This is a genomic window from Siphonobacter curvatus, assembly GCF_002943425.1.
Classification (GTDB): Bacteria; Bacteroidota; Bacteroidia; order Cytophagales; family Spirosomataceae; genus Siphonobacter; species Siphonobacter curvatus.
The window spans coordinates 177,429-196,426 of sequence record NZ_PTRA01000004.1 but is presented as its reverse complement, the minus strand read 5'-3'; the positions used below and the strand labels follow the sequence as shown (position 1 = coordinate 196,426).

Genomic DNA, 18,998 nt, shown 5'->3' with positions numbered 1-18,998 from the left:
TCAGGTACGCAGTCTATGAGAATTGACCAGGAAAGAGAATGGCTAGCCCGGTGCCGACAGTTAATCGAAGAAAACGTAGACTGGGGTTCTGCCGAAAGCTGGTCCACGCAGGATTTCGAACGACTCAGTGAAGAGATCGCTGACAAAACAGCCGTATCCTTGAGTGTGACTACGCTCAAGCGGGTATGGGGAAGGGTGAAGTATGATTCGGCACCAACGGCGACAACGTTGAACACCTTGGCCAGGTTTATAGGCTATACCAGTTGGCAACACTTTAAAAGCACCACAAAGTCCCTATCTTCCGAAGTCCCTTCACCCAGGATTGATTCGCTGAAAGCTAAGAGCAATCGGTACGTTTGGTTCAGTACAGGATGGTTCATCATAGCAGGGGCATTCGTAGGTTTGCTTGGCACAGGTGCATTCTTCCTACGAGATACAAAACAACAACTGCTTTCCTCTGCTGATTTTTCGTTCAGTAGTACGTACGTGGCTACAGGCATTCCCAATTCAGTATTATTTCACTACCACGCCGAAGCCTCCCCTACCGATTCCGTTTTTATCCAGCAATCCTGGGATCCGAGTCGGCGTCAGCGGGTTCCCAAAAACGGCCACGTACACACAGCCCTTTACTATCAGCCGGGCTACTTTCGGGCCAAACTGATCGTTGGGGATCAAATAGTACGAGAACAAGATCTGCTTATCCCGTCCCAAGGTTGGCATGTAGCTGTACTGCAGGAACCCGTTCCGGTGTATTTTAAGGCAGAGCCGCTCATAAAATCAGGTCGCTTGAGCTTACCCGTAGCACGCATTCAGCAGCAATCGATTTCTATGCAGCCGGTGCCCCCTACAGTTCAATACCGATACGTAAAGGAATTGGAGGGGCTTCGTAGTGATCATTTTCGATTCGAAACGCGGGTCAAGAGTGACTACCAACAGGGTTCTGCCATTTGTCAACGGCTAGAAATCATGATTTTGTGCAAGAACGAGTATTTCGCCATACCGCTGTCGGCGAAAGGTTGCGTTGGCGACTTGTCACTGGAGCTGGCGGGACATACGGTGGATGCTACTCATACCGATTTATCCGGACTGGGAGCCGATCTCTCCCAATGGGTCGATGTTCGTTGCGAAGTACGGCAGCGACACGCCAGCGTATTTGTAGCGGGTCAAAAAGTCTACGAGACTGACTTACCTAGTGAAGGGAAAGGTATTGTCGGGGTTGGTTATGAATTTGCAGGAACGGGATCTGTGGATTTTGTGCGGTTTTCTCAGCTTGACGGTACCGTAGTTTTTAAGGAAGATTTCAACAAATAATCATTCCTTTTCAACCTTGCTCTTTGCAAGCAGAGACTGTTTTAAATTAGTGAGTGCCGCCCCCAAAGTCGCGGAAGTGGTAAATGCAGCTTACCAGAAAGTACCGCGATAAAACTCGGTTTTGTCGTTCCTCGGTGTACAACTCCGTAACATTTCGGCTGACGTTGGTATTCTGCTTGAGCAAATCAAAAACGGACCATTGGATCTCCGCCTGTTGCTTTTTCAAAAACTTTTGACTTAAAGCAACATTCCAAAGGGTGTATCGCTGAGCGGGACCGGCCGTATTGCCACCGTAACTCTGGTAGGTTGCATCGGTACTAAACCGGAGGTGAAAATTCCATTCGTAGTAGAAAGTCCCTGAAATGGAAGTATTCACAAAGGAGGTATTTCGCTGACTTTGCAGGGAGTAGCGGGCTGCCTGATACGTAAGCGTCGATCGAAGGTTGTAGCCAAGTTGCTGCTCGAACGATGAGTTGAGCTGAAGCTCCGGACTTATCATCACGGTATTCAACTGGTTGATCTGATCGTTAACGAAGGTAAGGCTCCGATTGTACGTAAGCGATGAGCCCGTACTGAGGTGTAGTTTCAGTCCTTGAAGCTGCCGGCCGTAGTTTACATTACCTGACAACAAATAATGTCCATTGGTATTAATAGGCAACGTGGTTTGAACGCCCTGTTGATCAAAATGTACGGACTCCACAATCTTGTTCGTTACCTGATTAGCATTGACATTCAGAAAGAAATTTTCGAAGGTCGTAGGATTGAAGGCATTGTAATTGAAGTTAAGTGAATGCGTAAACTCTTGCCTCAGATTAGGATTACCCCGTTGAATCAATAAAGGATTCGTATTGTTGGCGACGGGCTGTAATTGATCTACACTCGGAGCCTGGGTTTGACCCTGGTAATTAACCCGAAAGTAACGATCGTTTTTCAGGTTGATGCTCATCATCGCAACGGGCAACAGACTAATGAACTCCTTGCTAATGGTCCGGTTCAGGGAGATACTCTTCAACTGAGCTCGCTGTACGTCTAAGCCAAGATTAAACAAATTTTTCCCTTGATTTCGCTGAAAGAGCAAACCCGCTGCGTGGCTGGGGTAACTGGACCGAAAGCGATTGGAAAGCGAGTCGTTCCGCCGATCGTACTGCTGACTCGTTTCGTTAAAATCGCGTACTTCCCGATTGGAAACTCCCGGGTTACTCTGAAACTGATAATGAAATTCAAGCCGGTTCGCTTGCGAAAGCGGCTCACTGAATGCGGCATTGATCTGATGGCGAGTCGACCGTGTCAACTGTTCATTTTGCTGGTTCACTACTAAATTCTGTCGTTTGCCAAAATATTCATTGACCGATCGAGTGAGCCCGCTATTCTGCTGCCGATTCAGAAAAAAAGTATAGTTTACCAGCAAATTTCTTCCCTTTTTTAGAAAATTCCGGTTCAAACTGACATTCGTTGAACCGCTGATTCCGGTACCGTCGCTCGTATTCTCTGTGCGACTCTCATTGATCGGATTTGTGAAATCGGTACCCCTTGGAAAGGTTTGTGAATAGCGGTCGGAACGGTTACGGGATTGCTGGAGCAAAAACGATGCATACACGCGCAAACTCGTCAACGAGTCTATTTCCTGATTAAAATGCATGTTCAGCGTATGGCTCCCGTTTTCGGCGTCAGACCGACTTGATTCACGCAAAAGATAAGACGTATCGGGTAAGGCGTAGGTTCGCAGGCTTTGTTGCTCATTACGGGACTTAACGCGATTACCGCGATAGCTCAGGCCCAAATTCGTACGTTTACCCCAACGATCTTGATAGTTCAAACCACCGAGTAGCGTTCGGTTGATGGAACTACTACTGCCGGGACCATTATTCGTATTATTGATTTGAGCGATGACGGAAATCTGTTTGGCCTCCTGAAAACGGTTCAGATTCAGCCGGGCCGAATAACGGGGGGTACCTCCGCTCTGATCCGGACCACCGCTTAGTTCCTGATCGCCGAAAAGTCCTTTTCTACGGTCTTTCTTAGTAACGATATTGATGGTCTTATTCCGGGTACCATCATCCATTCCGGAAAGTTGAGTCTTGTCCGATTTCTGATCAATCAGCTGAATTTTCTCCACCAGATCAACGGGAAGATTTTTCGTAGCCATTTTAGGATCACCGTCAAAAAAAGGTTTCCCATCCACTAAAATTTGAGCGACCTCCCGCCCTTGTGCTTTGATATTACCCTCTTTATCAACCGTGATGCCGGGCAGTTTACTAAGAAGTTTTTCAACGACGGCACTAGGTTCCGTCTGAAAGGCTTGTGGGTTGTATTCGATCGTATCTTTTTTGACCGTCACGGGTGGAAGTTGCCGCCGAATGACTACCTCCGCCAAATCGCGGGCGTTGGCTTGTAAACGGATGGGGTCGAGTTGATGGGTTGAGTTGGATACCCGCAGCGAAATACTACGCATCTGATAACCAACGTACGTAACGATGAGCCAATAGCGGCCTTTAGCAACGGCTGGTAAAAGAAATTGACCGGACTCGTTACTACGGGTTCCTTTGATTAGTACCGAATCAGGAAAAGAAAACAAAGTGATACTGGCATCCGATAAAACCGCGTGACTGGTAGAGTCCTGAATTTGACCCTTGATCTGCACCTGTCCACTCGCCCATTGCCAAGCTCCACAGATCAATCCCAAAACAAAAAGCAGTCGCATGGTTTACCAAATAAACTTTCTACACGTTGCCAACCTTTGACAAAGATGGTAAATGCTTTTGATTGAATACAGGAATTTTCATGCCTTGATTTAAATGGCTAACTAAGTAAATTTTCCTAGTTCAAGCTTACCGAATCAAAAGTAACTATCCACTTTCTTTAAGTAAATAGGCTTAGGGTCACGCGGGTACAGATACCTTACGTCTTAGGGAGAAGCCGTTTGTCTTTATTTTATTAAATAGAGAGCCGTGAGTCCGGCTATGTTTCAAAGAAAGAAAATCCTATAAAACCGTTTGACATTTCCTGTAAAAATGAATCAGTATTCAGAAAAAGCAACGATTTGTATCCATCAGGTCTTATCCTAAACCTTCAAAACATGGACTCTGCATGCCTGTCTCATGAACCGTCTGTCCATATTATTGGCAGAACACCTTCCCTATTTGCCGTAGATCAGCTTACGTTTGCGTTCATAATTAAGTAATGACCAATTTACAGCCATTAAAAAAATTCGGCTGTCGGACTATTTAATTCAACGCTGCCGACATTCTCACCCTTTCTTAAATTCACTAACATACGTTAAACGTACCATTGACTATGATTAGACCCTTCAAATCACTGCTTACACTGGCTTGCTTTTGTTTTGTTCTGGCAAGCACCTCTTGCCAAAATGCCAGCAAAGAAGATCAAAAAGCGAAGGATACCGCACAATCCACTGAAGCGGAACAAAAAACGGAGATTCCCCAGGCAGAGGCTTCCCAACCTTTTGATATTAATACCATTCCGGTATCTACCCATCCGCTCGAAGCCTTTCCCTTTTTCAGTCTTCCTAAGGGCTTAGTCGAACAAAATAAACCTGTACAGCGAAGTTATGATAAGCTATTTTTTGCTATCAACGGCGTTATGACTCCGCTAGAAGGAAAAGTATGGAAGAGCTACATCGTCACAAAGCCGGGTAGTACCGAAGAGTGGTCACAGCCCTATTTTGAAAAAAGCTATGACGATGCGATTACCAAAGTGGGTGGCGTCAAGATCTTCGATGGCGAAATTACGAAGGCCGAGTACGAACGTTACCATAATCAGGCTTCCTACTTAGGTGAGGATGGCTCGATTGGGTATGATGGCGAAAACATAAAAGTATATGTCATTCACCGAGCAGATGGTGGCGACATCTACATCCAGCTCAGCGGAAACAGTGCTTCCGGTAAACTCAATATCCTGCAAAAGGAAGCTTTTAAGCAAACCATCACTCTGTTGAAAGCCGATCAAATCCAAAGCCAGTTGGCTGAAAAAGGGAAAGCGGTCCTCTACATCAACTTTGATGTCGATAAAGCTACGTTGAAGCCCGAAGGCCAAGAAGCAGTACAGGAAATCGAAAAGGTACTGAAAAGTGATAAAGGACTCAAAATCAGCATTGAAGGTCACACGGATGATACCGGCAATGCCGATCACAATAAAAAGTTATCGGAAGATCGGGTTAAAACCGTACTTAAGGAATTAATCGCAGCCGGTACTGACCAATCCCGATTGAAAGCCGTCGGATACGGAGCCCAAAAACCTTTGGTACCGAATGATTCAGAAGAAAATAGAGCAAAGAATCGACGCGTAGAACTAGTGAAAATAAACGAGTAGAGGCAAGAAGGATTCGGGGAGGGGCTTTATGCCCCTCCTTGGCGTTAGAAAGGCCTGGTACTTTTTTCAAAACTAGCTAATCGTTAATCAAACAGCCTACTGCTTTGGTATAGGCAAGTGGTACAGGTTTGCCCTGCAGGCTGTACTCGAGTGCTTCTTTTAAATAGTGCCGTTGCGGAGCGGTTCGGTACGAACCCAGTTTGTAGAATTGATCGTCAATACTTCCCTGATATAATACCTGATCAGTAGCCGAAAGAAGTACTACTTCGGGTGTTGTGGTCACTTTATAGCGACGTACAAATTGATGCTTAGGATCAAGCCGATGCGGTAAGCTGAGCTTGTATTCGTGTTGAAAAGCCTTGACCTGAGATTCCTTAAGCTGAGCCGTTGGATAAATGAGCTCGAACGAAACACTGCCCTGGTATTCATCGGCTAGCTTCTGAACCCGCGGCGTTATTTTCTGACAAATCGGGCATTCCGTATCGGTAAAGAGCAGCACCCGCAATTTACCGGCGGGCGGCTGGGCGTTGGAAGGCCCCAGCCACAGTATAAAAAAATGAAGTACCCAGACGTACATTTCTACAAGAGATTTAAAATATTTTCCATGACGTAAGCATGTGTGCCCATCCATTTAGCATTGCCGTCAAGCCTGGTGACTTCCACTCGGATTTTATCTAGGAAAGCTCCCATGCAATAGGTTTCGATGGCTTCTTGTATTGGCTTTGTAATTAACTCACCCGCTTGAGCAAGAATGCCGTCGATGATAATTATTTCGGGATTGAGAATGGTAATGGCGGTAGCCAGCCCTTTGCCCAATTGAAAGCCGGTATCGTACATCACCTGACTCACTAAGGGATCCTGCCAGTGGGCCAGCTCCAGTACGCGATCAATCGTTAACCCTGCTATTTCCTGTTCAGGATACGCGTCGTTCTGCTTCATTAGCTTCTGAATTCTACGCACAACCGAAGGTGCCGAGGTGATGGTATCGAGGCAACCAATTTTTCCACAGTAACAACGTTGACCGTCCGCTTCCACTTGGATATGCCCCAGCTCACCGGCAAAGCCAGAAGCTCCCTGAAATACTTCTCCGTTTAGCACAATACCCAGACCTACTCCCCAGTCGATGTTCAGTGAAAACATATGCCGGCTCCCCTGCCCCCTTCCAAAACGACTTTCCCCCAGAACGGTAGCCTTCGTATCATTAATCAGAAACACCGGAAGAGAAAACTGATGTTTAATCCATTCCTTGAATGATACACCCGTGATGTTAAGCTTGGGATAGGTTAGATTCTTGCCCGTTTGTTCATCAATGAGGCCCGGCATTGCGATGCCAATAGCCATTACCGTTCCTTCCGGAAAAGGAATAATGGCAAACGTTTCCATCACGAAAGACTTCAGCGTCTCTAAATAGCTTTCAGAATTTTCGAGCGGAACAGGAGCCTCATGCTTGAATACTACTTCGTGTCTGGTATCAATAACCAGCAGACTAAGTCCATGCGTATTGATGTCAAGTACTACCACCCGATGAAAGTCAGGGTTCAGACTATACGCCGTAGGTCGCCGGCCATTATTACCCGTTACGGTTCCTACGGTTTGAATCCAGTTTTCCTGGATTAATTGTTCTACTAATTCAGTAACGGAGGGTACACTGGTATGGACCCCTTTAGCTAATTGCGAGAGCGTACAAACCCCTTGCTGGTAAATTAACCAAAGGGCCTGCTGAAGCCGTCGCTTCTTCTTATAAACCACGACGGAGGCATCCTGAACTTCTTCTTCAAACATAGTTGACAGCACTTAATTACTTAAGTATAGACCATTTATGTAAAAAAAACTCTACATATTTAATATGTTATATTTATTATATATATATTACAAATAGTTTTTAAATTATTTATTTAAGTAAAGTACTAAAATGCTTTTCATCTATTATCATTGCAAGACCAATTGCCATAGAATCTATGGCATAGGACAGAATTACGTTTCATTCATTTTTTAACCATTGTTCATGAAACAATTACTACTCTTCATTTTCCTGTTTACAACCAGCCTGGCGGCATGGGCTCAGACAGGAAGTTTGACCGGTACCGTCAAAGATGACAAAGGTGCTGCCGTTCCGGGTGCCTCCGTGGTAGTCAAAGGAACCACGACTGGTACGACCACCGACGTAGATGGTAAATTCCGTCTAAGCCTGAACCAGGCCAATCCTACGCTCGTCATTTCGGCGATCGGATATTTGCGTCAGGAAGTGTCTATTGCCAACCAATCTGAAATTACCATTACCCTTCAGGAAGACGCGAAAGCCCTGACGGAAGTTGTGGTAACCGGCTTCGGGGTAAAGCAGGAAGCTCGTAAACTTTCCTACGCTGCTCAGGAAGTAAAAGGTACGGATCTGGAACGTGCTAACTCGGCTAACCTAGTGAATGCTTTACAGGGTAAAGTGGCCGGGGTACAAATCGATCAGGGTTCCGGTGGACCGATGTCCTCTTCCCGTATCCGGATTCGGGGTAATGCTTCGCTTAACCCGAATACCCAGCCTTTGTTCGTAATTGATGGAGTCTTAGTGCGTCCGACTACGACGGGAGCCGATTCTTGGGGAGCCTCTCAGGATTTCGGTAACATTATGAAAAACTTCAACGCCGACAACGTAGAGTCTATGTCGGTTCTAAAAGGGGCTGCGGCCAGTGCCTTATACGGTTCGGATGCTTTAAATGGCGTGGTGATTATCACGACTAAACAAGGTCGCCAACAAAAAGGTCTTGGTGTAAACTTTAACCATACGACTTCTCTTGAAACTGCCTACCGTTTCGTAGACGTGCAGAACGAATACGGTGCTGGCATCTCTCCTAATTTTGCTAAAGGAGCAGATGGCGTAGACCAAGTTGTCAATAACAGCAGTAGCTGGCCGTATTCTTTCGGTCCGAAATTGGATGGCCGTATGGTACGTGACCTGGATGGTCGTATGGTTCCCTGGGTAGCCAATAACCCGCTTGACTTTTTCCAGACGGGTAAATTTATCAATAACAACTTGTCCGTAGAAGGAGCAAATGATCGGGGTTCATTCCGGGTTTCGTATTCTAATTTGTACAATACGACGATCATGCCAGCCGGTGCTGAAATGAAGCGGAATAACTTCAACGTTCGGGCTACGCAGAAATTAGGTAAATTGTTCAATCTGGACGTTTCGGCGGATTATACCATCAACGATAACTTAAATCCCATTCGTCAGGGCGGTACATTCAACCCCGTATTCCGTTTCGTGTATGGTCGTCCGCGGAGTTTTGATATTGACTACTGGGTAAACAACTACGAATCTCCAACGGGTGGCCGTAAAATCAACGCCGCTGATCCGTATAACATTTCTCCGTTCCTTTGGCAAACGTTCCACTATAATACCAGTCGTAATGAGCGTATTTTCCGTGGTAATATCGATTTGAATATGAATTTTACGCCATGGCTGACGGGTCTATTACGGGCGAACATTCAGAACGAATTATATGCTACTGAAAATAAATACGAGGGAGATAACGCTGGCTTTAATGGAGAATACTCGCAATACTCACTGGCCAATAATCAATCCCGCATCCAAGGAGTAGTTACCTTAAATCGTGATCTTAGCTCAAGCGTACACCTGAACTTATCAGCAGGGGGTGAAACCAACCGCTTCCTCGGCGGCCGGGATTACCGAATCAGTACGAATGGTGGCCTTCGGGTACCAGGTCAATTTGCCTTAACTAACTCCGTTGACCCTGTAGTAGCCGACATTAACCGTCGTTTGACGCCATCTAGCCGTAAAGATGCTATTTATACGTACGGCGATGTATCATTCAAAGACCAATTATTTGTAAACTTCACGGCACGTCAGGAATTTTCATCAACGCTAAAATACGCAGATGGAACGGGTGAGAAAGGGTACTTCTATCCTTCCCTGGGAGCATCTTGGGATTTCACGCAGAGCTTTAAAAGCCTGGCTAGTACGCTTTCATTTGGTAAACTTCGGGCCAGTTATGGTTTTACAGGGGGTGATTTTGAGCCCTGGAAGCTCAACCGGGACGGTTTCTATTCAGCCGGTTCCATCTTTACAGGTGTGAATGCACAAGGTGAAAGATATCAGATTCAGCGGTACGGATTTAGCGATAACATTTTACCGAATCGGAATATTAAAAACCGTTTAGCTCGGGAATGGGAATTAGGAGCTGATGTACGCTTTTTCAACAATCGTTTAAGTCTGGATGTTGCCGTTTATAATAAGCTGACTACCAATGAAATCTTCACACTACCCGTTGCTCAGGAATCAGGAGCTACTTCGCGAGTGGTAAATGCGGGTCGAATTCTAAACCGTGGGGTTGAATTTATTTTGAGTGGTACTCCCATCAAAGGCAATAATTTCCAGTGGACGACTTCGTTTAACTTTAGCCGTAACCGGAATAAAATCCTTGAACTGGCCGATGGTATTGATACCTATGAGTTGAGCCTTGCTTTTGGTAACGACGTCCGTTCGGTAGCTAAAGCTGGGGGTGACTATGGAACTATTGTTTCTGCTTACGCTTATGCTCGGGATCCACAGGGACGTAAATTGATCGGTGCTGCCAGTGGAACTACTGGAGGGTACCTTACCTACTTGCGTAGTACTGCTGCCGGTCAGGGATCGAAAGAGTTAGGGACTATGATGGAGAACTTCCTATTAAGCAACGTCAATAACTTCCGGTACAAAAACTTCTCAGCTACGCTTCAGCTGGATTCCAAAATTGGGGGTGTGATGGCGTCATCTACCCATGCGTACGGCTCTGCTTTCGGTAGCTTTAAGAACAGCTTGTTTGGTCGTGATGCCGAACACGGCGGTATTGCTTTTACCGACAATCAAGGCGTACAACGTAATGATGGAATTATTCCCGAAGGCGTACTCGCTGCTGGCGTAAAAGCGACCATTGATGGAACCCAAGTAGATTTAGGTGGTATGACTTATCAGGAGGCTGTCGAAAAAGGCTATCTTAAACCAATTCCTGCATACGCTTACTATGATAACCTTTCTAACTGGGGTTCCGGTATTCGGGAATATTCCGTATTTGAAAACTCTTGGGTTGCTGTACGCGAAGCCTCCATCGGATACGATGTTCCGTCTTCATTGTTGAATCGAATCAAAGTTCAATCGCTGCGGGTGAGTATTGTAGGTCGTAACCTGGGCTACCTGTACCGAACCGCTAAAGATGGTATTAACCCGCAAGGTCTTTTGAGTAACCGGGCAGGCGAGTTTGCCGAATACGGTGGATTACCTTTCAGTCGTAATATCGGCGTATCGGTAAACGTAGGACTATAATTTGAGGACTAGATTATTCTTGACATAACTAACATGATTACTCCCTATAAAAAATACGTCTCAGGCATATTACTGGCAACTACGTTATTCATGACGGGTTGTAAGGATCAATCATTCGTTGATTTCAACACTGATCCTGAAGCTCTGACGGAAGTGCCGCCTGCTAATCAGCTCCTGAATGCAATCATTGGCGTTCATGACCGTGATTTTGAAGCCTTCTATGACAATTATCAGCGGATCATGCCGTGGATGCAGTACTCAACGGGCTTAAATGGAAACGGTCAGAACTTTACTCAGGTTTACGATAACTTTGCCAATCGTTATGGTGCCCTATACACGACCGTCGGCAATGCAGTGACCGATATAGAAAAGCAGATAGAAAAAATGCCGGCTGAAGAGCAGGCTCGATACGTACATCTGATTCGCATGGGTCGCGTTATTAAAGCCTATTATGCTTTTTACGTGAGTGACATTTACGGTAGCATTCCTTACTCAGAAGCTATTCAGGGTCGTTACGGTGGAACCTTAACTCCCAAATACGATACGCAGCAGACCCTATTCAATACACTTGATGAGGAGTTAAAGGAAGCGATCTCAGTTTTAAAAACTACCCCGTCCTCTCCTCAAATTACGCTGGGTAACTTAGATCAGTACTATGGTGGCGACGCAAAAAAATGGGTGAAAGCAGCGAATGCACTACGCCTCAAAATTGCCATGCGGATGGCTAAAGTAGATGCTGCCAAAATGCGAACAATTGTACAGGAAGTGCTCGCCTCGCCCGTTGAAGATCTCATGAGTAGCAACGCAGATGGCTGGGTATTCGTTGCGGCGGCTTCCTTTACCAGTGGAGGAAACTGGAACCCTGCAGGGCTTCGGGCCTCTAAACCTGTGGTCGATTTTATGTGGGATACCCAAGATCCACGTCTGGATGCTTTCTTTACTAAAAACAACTATTCACAGGCAAATATTGACTTATTAATTGCCTCCAATCCTAGCCAATTACCTGCAGGTACTAAAGAACCCGCTCGGCGTTACGTCGGTAGCTTTACTAGTCCTGATGCAGCTCAGACTCAACAAAACGTTCAGCGTTTTTACACGCCTCGCTTTGTAACCGTTAACGGAAATCGTACGGCAGTTGATACTCTTTCGTACATCCAACCCCGGTTGTTTCAGGCTTCATATTCAGTTAATGGTACCGTTGGTACGGGTCGTAACTACTTCCCCGTCATTACATACGCTGATTTTTGCTTTATGCGGGCTGAGTTAGCGGCTCAAACAATAACAGCTGAGAACGCAAAAACGTGGTATGAATCGGGCGTTATGGCTTCTTTAGAATGGTATGACGTTTTAGCTCAAAACGCATTAGTAACGGACTATACGGCAATGACGACTGCCGAAAAAGCAGCGTATCTGGCTCATCCCAAAGTAGCATTCTCCTCGGCTAAAGCGATGGATTTGATTGCTAGTCAGGAATATATCCACTTCCTGCGTCAACCAAGCGAAGGATGGGCTACCTGGAAACGTACGGGATTCCCGAATGCAAATTCAACCCTGGCTCTGCCCGCTCTGATTTCTAACGGAGCTACGCTAACGGTACCCCGCCGGGCACCGCTGGGATTGCCCGCTCCAACGGAGCCCAATTACACCAACCGGAAGGCTGCTTATGATGAGATGGCCAAACTCCCCGGTTTTGGAACTGACCCTCAGGATGCTACGGGCCGCGTTTGGTGGGATCGTCCGTAAGCGATTCGATTTGTATACTTTCCTGATTATTGTTAATTTAGGAACCCAACCCACCGATCGGTTCGGTGGGTTGTTTTTTTACCATTACGTATGAAAGCTTACCTAGTATACGGTTTAATCGTAGCCTGGACTTTGCTCGGAACACGGGCGGGTTTCGCTCAAAAAGCTACTTTCTACCGCGACGTACAACCCCTCATTCACACCAATTGTGCCGTCTGCCACCGTCCCGGCGAGGCGGCTCCTTTCTCACTGATTTCGTACGAAGACGTTAGCAAACGTTCCAAGTTCATCCGAAAAGTCATTAACTCGGGTTATATGCCTCCCTGGCGGGCGGATGATCATTATGTTGATTTTGCCAACAAACGTAGTCTGACGCCTGAACAGATTAAAACGATTACCGACTGGATTGACAATGACATGCCGAAGGGCAAAGTGAACACGGAAGCGGAAACAGCCCTGCAAAAACGAACGCAGGCCGGCACGGCGTATCATCGCGTTCCTGATCTGACGCTCTCGATGCCCAAACCTTTTCTGCAAAAAGGCGACGGCGTGGAACGGTTCATGGTGTTTAAAATTCCCTTCGAACTAGCGGAGGCAATGAATGTGGAAGCCCTGGAATTTACTTCTTCTAATAAGAAAGTCATTCACCACGCCAACTTCGCCATCCACCCGGTAGAAGACCCCGCCATTAGCCTGACCCAAAGCATTGAGCAGGTCGATTTAAATTCAGCCGATTCCTGGCGGTACCAGGAATGGATGCCCTACAAAAAGAAAATGACCTATTACGGCGGCTGGATTCCCGGAGCCTCTCCCGAAAGTTATCCGAAAGGCATGGGCTGGGTCATGCCCAAACGTGGCGTCGTTTTGTTAACTGTCCACTTCGCTCCGACGAGTAGAGACGAAGAAACCGTTAGTGGCGTGAATTTCTTCTTCAAAAAAGAGCCAATTCGTCGTACCGTCAACGTGATTAGTCTGGGTTCGGGAGGAATTGGTGAAAAGGAGATCACCCCGCCCCTGTTCCTGTTTGGGGGCGATGTGAAAACCTGTAGTCTGAAAGTTGCCTACCGCAACAAGCCCATTACGCTGCTGTACGCCTGGCCCCACATGCACCAGATCGGCAAAGAATTTACGGCGTATGCCACCAAGGCCGAAGGCGATACCCTGCCACTGGTCCACATTCCGCAGTGGGACTTTCGCTGGCAGGAATTGTATCGTTACAAAAAACCGGTCATTGTTCCCACCGGATCAACGGTACACGTCATTGGAAAATACGATAACACGGATGAAAATCCGATGAACCCCTTTAAACCTGCCAAACTCATTACTTCCGATGGAAACATGCGAAGTGATCAGGAAATGATGACGCTCATTCTGGTGTACATCACCTACGAGCCCGGCGACGAAAACCTTGCGTTTGATTGATTCCAACCGTGAATCCTTTGGTTTCAATCGAACATGCGGGGCTATGGTTCTGGTACGTTCAGGCATTCTATTCTTTGTTACCAGTTTTTATACCCTGCAGAAATTCTATACGCTCGTTAAACCTAAAACTGCTTCATTTTAACCCTCCTTGACTAATCGTATGAACCCTTCCAAGTTAGGGCTGGGCCTTCTGATCGGAATGGCCCTGCCTCTTTGGCTGGCTTTCCACGGTACGCCTCCACTATTATTTGTGAAAATCCCAGCTAATCAGTCTGGCGTAACCTTTACCAATGAAATCCGGGAAACGGATTCCCTGCACATTTTCCGCTACGAATACCTCTACAATGGCAATGGCGTAGGCGTAGGCGATTTCGACGGTGATGGATTACCTGACTTGTTTTTCTCCGGCAATACCGTAGCTCATAGATTGTACCTGAACCGGGGCAACTGGAAATTTAGCGACATCACCGCACAGGCGGGGGTAGCCGGAAATGGTACCTGGGGAACCGGCGTCAGTATAGTGGACATCAACGCCGATGGGCGACCCGATATTTACGTCTGCCATTCCGGGAAATTTGGGCCGGAGCAACTGGTGAACGAACTATTTATCAATGAAGGTCTCAAAGATGGTGTCCCTCATTTCACCGAGCAGGCTAAAAAATACGGACTGGATTTACCCGGCACCCAAACGACTCAGGCGGCTTTCTTTGATTACGACCGCGACGGCGATCTTGATGTCTTCATTCTTAATCACTCCAACCATACCTTCAATCCGCTGCTTAATACGCGGCAACTGCGTAATACGCCCGACAAACGATTCGGAAATTTACTGCTTCGTAATGAGGACGGCCGTTTTACCGACTTAACGCTGGGCGAAGGTATTCTGAACAATCCCATCAATTTTGGACTGGGCGTGGGTGTGAGTGACCTGAATAACGACGGATGGCCCGATTTGTACACCACCAGCGACTATACCGAACAGGACTGCCTGTACATCAATCAGCACGACGCCTCAGGAAAACATACGGGTTTTAAAGAAACGATTCGTTCCAGTATGGCCCATACATCGAAGTTCTCGATGGGCTGCGATCTGGCGGATTTCAATAACGATACGCTACCAGATGTTGTAACACTGGACATGTTACCGGCGGACAATCATCGGCAGAAAATGCTGAAAGGAGCCGACGAATACGACACCTATAAACTACTGATTGACAGCGGTTACGTCCGTCAGCAAATGCGTAACATGCTGCAACTGAACCAGGGTACTGATCCGCGGGGCCAATTGCAATTCAGTGAAATCGGTCAGCTTTCGGGCGTGGCTGCCACCGACTGGAGCTGGTCAGCCTTACTGGCTGATTTTGACAATGACGGCTGGAAAGACCTGTTCATTTCGAATGGTTATCTCCGGGATTTTACGGATATGGATTTTATGAAGTACACCGTTGCCGAAACCAAACTTAAGGAAGCGGCTCGTGGCAATCTAAATTTTCAGACCCTGGATTTGGTCAAACAAATGCCCTCTAATCGACTGATTAACTACATTTTTCGAAATAACCATGATTTAACGTTTACCGATCAATCTCAGGCTTGGGGCCTGACAACACCCGCCGTATCCGGTGCCAGTGCTTACGCCGATTTCGACGGTGATGGCGATCTGGACTTGGTCATCTGTCATCAAAACGAACCGGTTTCTCTGTACCAAAACCAAACTAACACGCAGCCCAAGCACTACCTCCGCGTACGCCTCAAGGGCGAATCCGGCAATACGCAAGCTCTGGGAGCGAAGGTCATTCTGGAAACTAAGACCGGCAAGCAGTTACAGATGGTTTCGCCCGTTCGGGGATACCAGGCTTCCGTTGAAACGATTCTTCATTTTGGTCTGGGTGACGAAAGTCAGATAACCAGACTGACCATATATTGGCCCAACGGCAAAACCAGTACACTTCGTAATCCGAAAGCCGATCAGCTCCTAGTAATTGACGAAAAGGATACGGAGAGAGCATTACCTCAACCGCAGCCCGGGGCTCAACCCTGGTTCCGTCCGCTTCGTACGGCTACGCTGCTCCCTTACAAACACCGCGAAAATGACTTTGTCGATTTTAAAGTTGAAGTACTCATTCCCTACCAACTTTCGCGGCTGGGTCCGGCGATGACGAAAGGGGATGTGAACGGCGATGGACTTGAGGACCTTTTTCTGGGCGGAGCCGTGGATCAAAGCGGAGAGCTTTGGTTACAACAGGCCAATGGCAGTTTCGTACGGGCAACGTCCCAACCCTGGCGATCCGATGCCGCCAGCGAAGATGTAAATGCCATTTTCTTTGACGCCGACCAGGATTCAGACTTGGATTTGTACATCGTTAGCGGTGGAAATGAGTACGAATCCGCCTCGCCCGAGTACCAGGATCGACTCTACCTTAATGACGGAAAAGGCAATTTCAGCCGGGCCCCGGCGGGGGTACTGCCCATCATGCGGGATAGCAAAATGGCCCTGGCCGTAGCGGATATGGATGGCGACGGCGACCTCGACGTATTTGTGGGTGGTCGGGGTAAAGCTGGGAGCTTCCCTTTCGCCTCGTCCAGTTATCTGCTACGTAACGATACGCCCAAAGGAGGTACACCTCGTTTTACTGATGTAACGGACGCCATAGCTCCCGCCTGTAGGCAAATCGGCATGGTACAGGCGGCGGCCTGGGGTGATGTAAATGGCGATCGGCAACCGGATCTGGTTCTGGCCGGGGACTGGATGCCCGTCAGTATACTCCTTCAGAAAAACGGGACCTTACAAAATCAAACGGAATCGCTGGGCCTCACGGCGAGTACTGGGTGCTGGGCTTCCTTACAACTGGCGGACCTGGAAGGTGACGGTGATTTGGACATTCTGGCCGGAAATGCGGGTCGGAATACGCTTTTCCAACCCCGCCCCGAACAGCCCATGCGAGTCGTGGCCGGGGATATTGATGGTGACGGCATCATTGACCCGATCTGGACGTATTACGTACAGGGAAAATCGTACCCGGCCGCCTCCCGCGATGAGTTACTGGATCAGGTAGTACCCTTGCGAAAAAAATTCACCCGGTACCATCAGTACGCCGATGCTACGGTTGAAAATTTATTCAGTAAAGCAGCTTTATCCCAGGCGAAAGTGGTAGAAGCCCGGGAAATGTCTTCTGGTATTTTCTTTAACGAAAACGGCACCTTTCGTTTTACTCCTTTTCCTGTGGAAGCCCAGTTCTCCCGCGTGAGTACTATGTTACTGGCCGACTGGAATAAAGATGGCAAACCGGATATTCTTTTGGCCGGTAACTTTTCGCCGTACCGGGTGCAGCACGGCCCCTGCGACGCCAGTTTTGGGCTTATTCTTCAGGACGATGGAAAAGGTCAGTTTCGGGCTGTTCCCCCGCGGGAGTCGGGTTTATGGCTCGGCGGCGACGTACGGCAGGGCTTACTCGTCCCGACGTCTACGGGTCAACAACGCTTGTATTTCACCGTCAATGACGGTTCCCTTCTTGGCTACGAACGATGAAAAATATACGTTTAATTTTAGTATTTCTGAGCAGTATATTAGGTCAGCAAAGTTTCGGTAAAGATACGCGTGAAGCCTTCGAACGTGGTCTTTTCCACCGGGCTCAGGATGCTCTGACACGAGTAATCGTCAGTGATATTTTCTCGCCCCCCGTGGCTTCGCGTATTTACGTATACGCTCACGTGGCCGCCTACGAAACGCTGATCCAATTTAAGCCTACAGCCTATCAGTCAATGACGGGCCAATTACGGGGGCTTTCACTGAGTCCGATTCAAAAAACGTCTCATGCCCAGGCCGGACTAGCTGCGACAGAAGCTTTACTGGTGGTAGGACGAAGTCTGGTTTTTTCGGAACAGGCTCTGGAAGAGGAAGCCGCTTTACTCTGGAAACAGGCACAGCAACAGGGTTATACTACGGAGGAAATCCGAGCCTCGAAAGTGATGGGTCAGCAAATGGCTCAGCAAATTATGGCCTGGGCGGGTACGGATCAGTACAAGCAGACGCGTTCCCTTCGTCGGTATACCCCGCTCAAAAAAGAAGGTTCGTGGTTGCCTACACCGCCGGGGTATCTGCCCGCCGTGGAGCCGTACTGGGGCCGCATTAAACCGATGGTTCTGGATTCGTCTTCACAGTACCACTTGTCGGCACCTCCGGCCTATAGTATTTCTCCCGAAAGTGCTTTTTACCGTTCCGCTCAGGAAGTATTACAATTGGGCCTGAATTTGACCGAAGAGCAACGACTCATTGCCAATTACTGGGACTGTAACCCCTTTTTTTTGCACACGCAGGGTCACATGAATTTTGGCAGTAAGAAGCTTTCGCCCAATGGTCACTGGATGTCCATTGTCGGTCAGGTGGCTCGTCAGCGAAACGCGGATCTGTATCACACCAGTGCGGCTTACGTACTGACCGCTCTCGCTATGTTCGACGGCTTCATCACTTGCTGGCAGGATAAGTATGTATACCATGTCATTCGGCCCGAAACGTACATCAACGCTCACATCAACGAAAGTTGGAAACCGATTTTGCAAACGCCGCCCTTTCCCGAATACCCCAGTGGGCACAGCGTTATTTCTTCCGCCGCTGCCGTGATCCTAAACCAGGTCTTTGGACCCCAGATAGCTTTTCATGACAGTACGGAAGTTCCGTACGGTTTACCCGTACGTCATTTCGCCTCCTTCACCCAGGCGGCTCAGGAAGCGGCGATTAGTCGCCTCTACGGCGGTATTCATTACCGGGAAGCCATCGAAAATGGTCAAAAGCAGGGCCTGGCAGTGGGACAGGCCGTATTGCGGAAAGTAAAGTGGAAAAAATAGCAGTACTTTGCTGATTCATTGGCTAATCAAATTCTAT

At 47.6% G+C, this 18,998-nt stretch carries 10 protein-coding genes; 7 read left to right on the top strand and 3 right to left on the bottom strand.

Features of this window, described 5'->3' with window-relative positions; translation table 11 throughout:
* Positions 1-15 precede the first annotated feature (15 nt).
* Positions 16-1,311: a hypothetical protein gene (locus C5O19_RS19455; RefSeq protein ID WP_104715053.1), complete on the top strand. Its 1,296-nt coding sequence runs from the start codon at positions 16-18 to the stop codon at positions 1,309-1,311.
* Between the two features lie 46 nt (positions 1,312-1,357).
* On the opposite strand, the gene C5O19_RS19450 is transcribed toward C5O19_RS19455, so the two are convergent.
* Positions 1,358-4,012: an outer membrane beta-barrel protein gene (locus C5O19_RS19450; protein WP_104715052.1), complete on the bottom strand. Its 2,655-nt coding sequence runs from the start codon at positions 4,010-4,012 to the stop codon at positions 1,358-1,360.
* A gap of 593 nt (positions 4,013-4,605) precedes the next feature.
* On the opposite strand from C5O19_RS19450, the gene C5O19_RS19445 reads away from it, so the two are divergent.
* A complete protein-coding gene (locus C5O19_RS19445) occupies positions 4,606-5,640 on the top strand; it encodes an OmpA family protein (protein ID WP_104715051.1) in 1,035 nt (344 codons plus the stop codon).
* Positions 5,641-5,716: 76 nt separating this feature from the next.
* On the opposite strand, the gene C5O19_RS19440 is transcribed toward C5O19_RS19445, so the two are convergent.
* Together C5O19_RS19440 and C5O19_RS19435 are read right to left on the bottom strand one after the other, a co-directional pair.
* Complete coding sequence (locus tag C5O19_RS19440; RefSeq protein WP_165796074.1) at positions 5,717-6,217, bottom strand: thioredoxin-like domain-containing protein; 501 nt, start codon at positions 6,215-6,217, stop codon at positions 5,717-5,719.
* A 2-nt stretch (positions 6,218-6,219) separates the two neighbouring features.
* Complete coding sequence (locus C5O19_RS19435; RefSeq protein ID WP_104715049.1) at positions 6,220-7,422, bottom strand: ROK family transcriptional regulator; 1,203 nt, start codon at positions 7,420-7,422, stop codon at positions 6,220-6,222.
* Positions 7,423-7,645: 223 nt separating this feature from the next.
* Here C5O19_RS19435 and C5O19_RS19430 point away from each other — a divergent pair, with 223 nt between their 5' ends.
* The 5 genes from C5O19_RS19430 to C5O19_RS19410 all read left to right on the top strand — a co-directional run bounded on the left by C5O19_RS19430 (position 7,646) and on the right by C5O19_RS19410 (position 18,961).
* Positions 7,646-10,954, top strand: coding sequence for a SusC/RagA family TonB-linked outer membrane protein (locus C5O19_RS19430; RefSeq protein WP_104715048.1), 3,309 nt, complete (start codon positions 7,646-7,648; stop codon positions 10,952-10,954).
* A 33-nt stretch (positions 10,955-10,987) separates the two neighbouring features.
* A complete protein-coding gene (locus tag C5O19_RS19425; RefSeq protein ID WP_104715047.1) occupies positions 10,988-12,697 on the top strand; it encodes a SusD/RagB family nutrient-binding outer membrane lipoprotein in 1,710 nt (569 codons plus the stop codon).
* 90 nt (positions 12,698-12,787) lie between these two features.
* The gene (locus tag C5O19_RS19420) at positions 12,788-14,119 is read left to right on the top strand and encodes a c-type cytochrome (protein ID WP_207766472.1); all 1,332 of its coding nucleotides are present in this window, start codon (positions 12,788-12,790) and stop codon (positions 14,117-14,119) included.
* Between the two features lie 160 nt (positions 14,120-14,279).
* A complete protein-coding gene (locus C5O19_RS19415; protein WP_104715046.1) occupies positions 14,280-17,645 on the top strand; it encodes a VCBS repeat-containing protein in 3,366 nt (1,121 codons plus the stop codon).
* Positions 17,642-18,961 (top strand): vanadium-dependent haloperoxidase, encoded by a 1,320-nt coding sequence (locus C5O19_RS19410; protein ID WP_104715045.1) that lies wholly within the window; start codon positions 17,642-17,644, stop codon positions 18,959-18,961. Before C5O19_RS19415 ends, C5O19_RS19410 begins: the two co-directional genes overlap by 4 nt.
* The last annotated feature ends 37 nt before the right edge of the window (positions 18,962-18,998 follow it).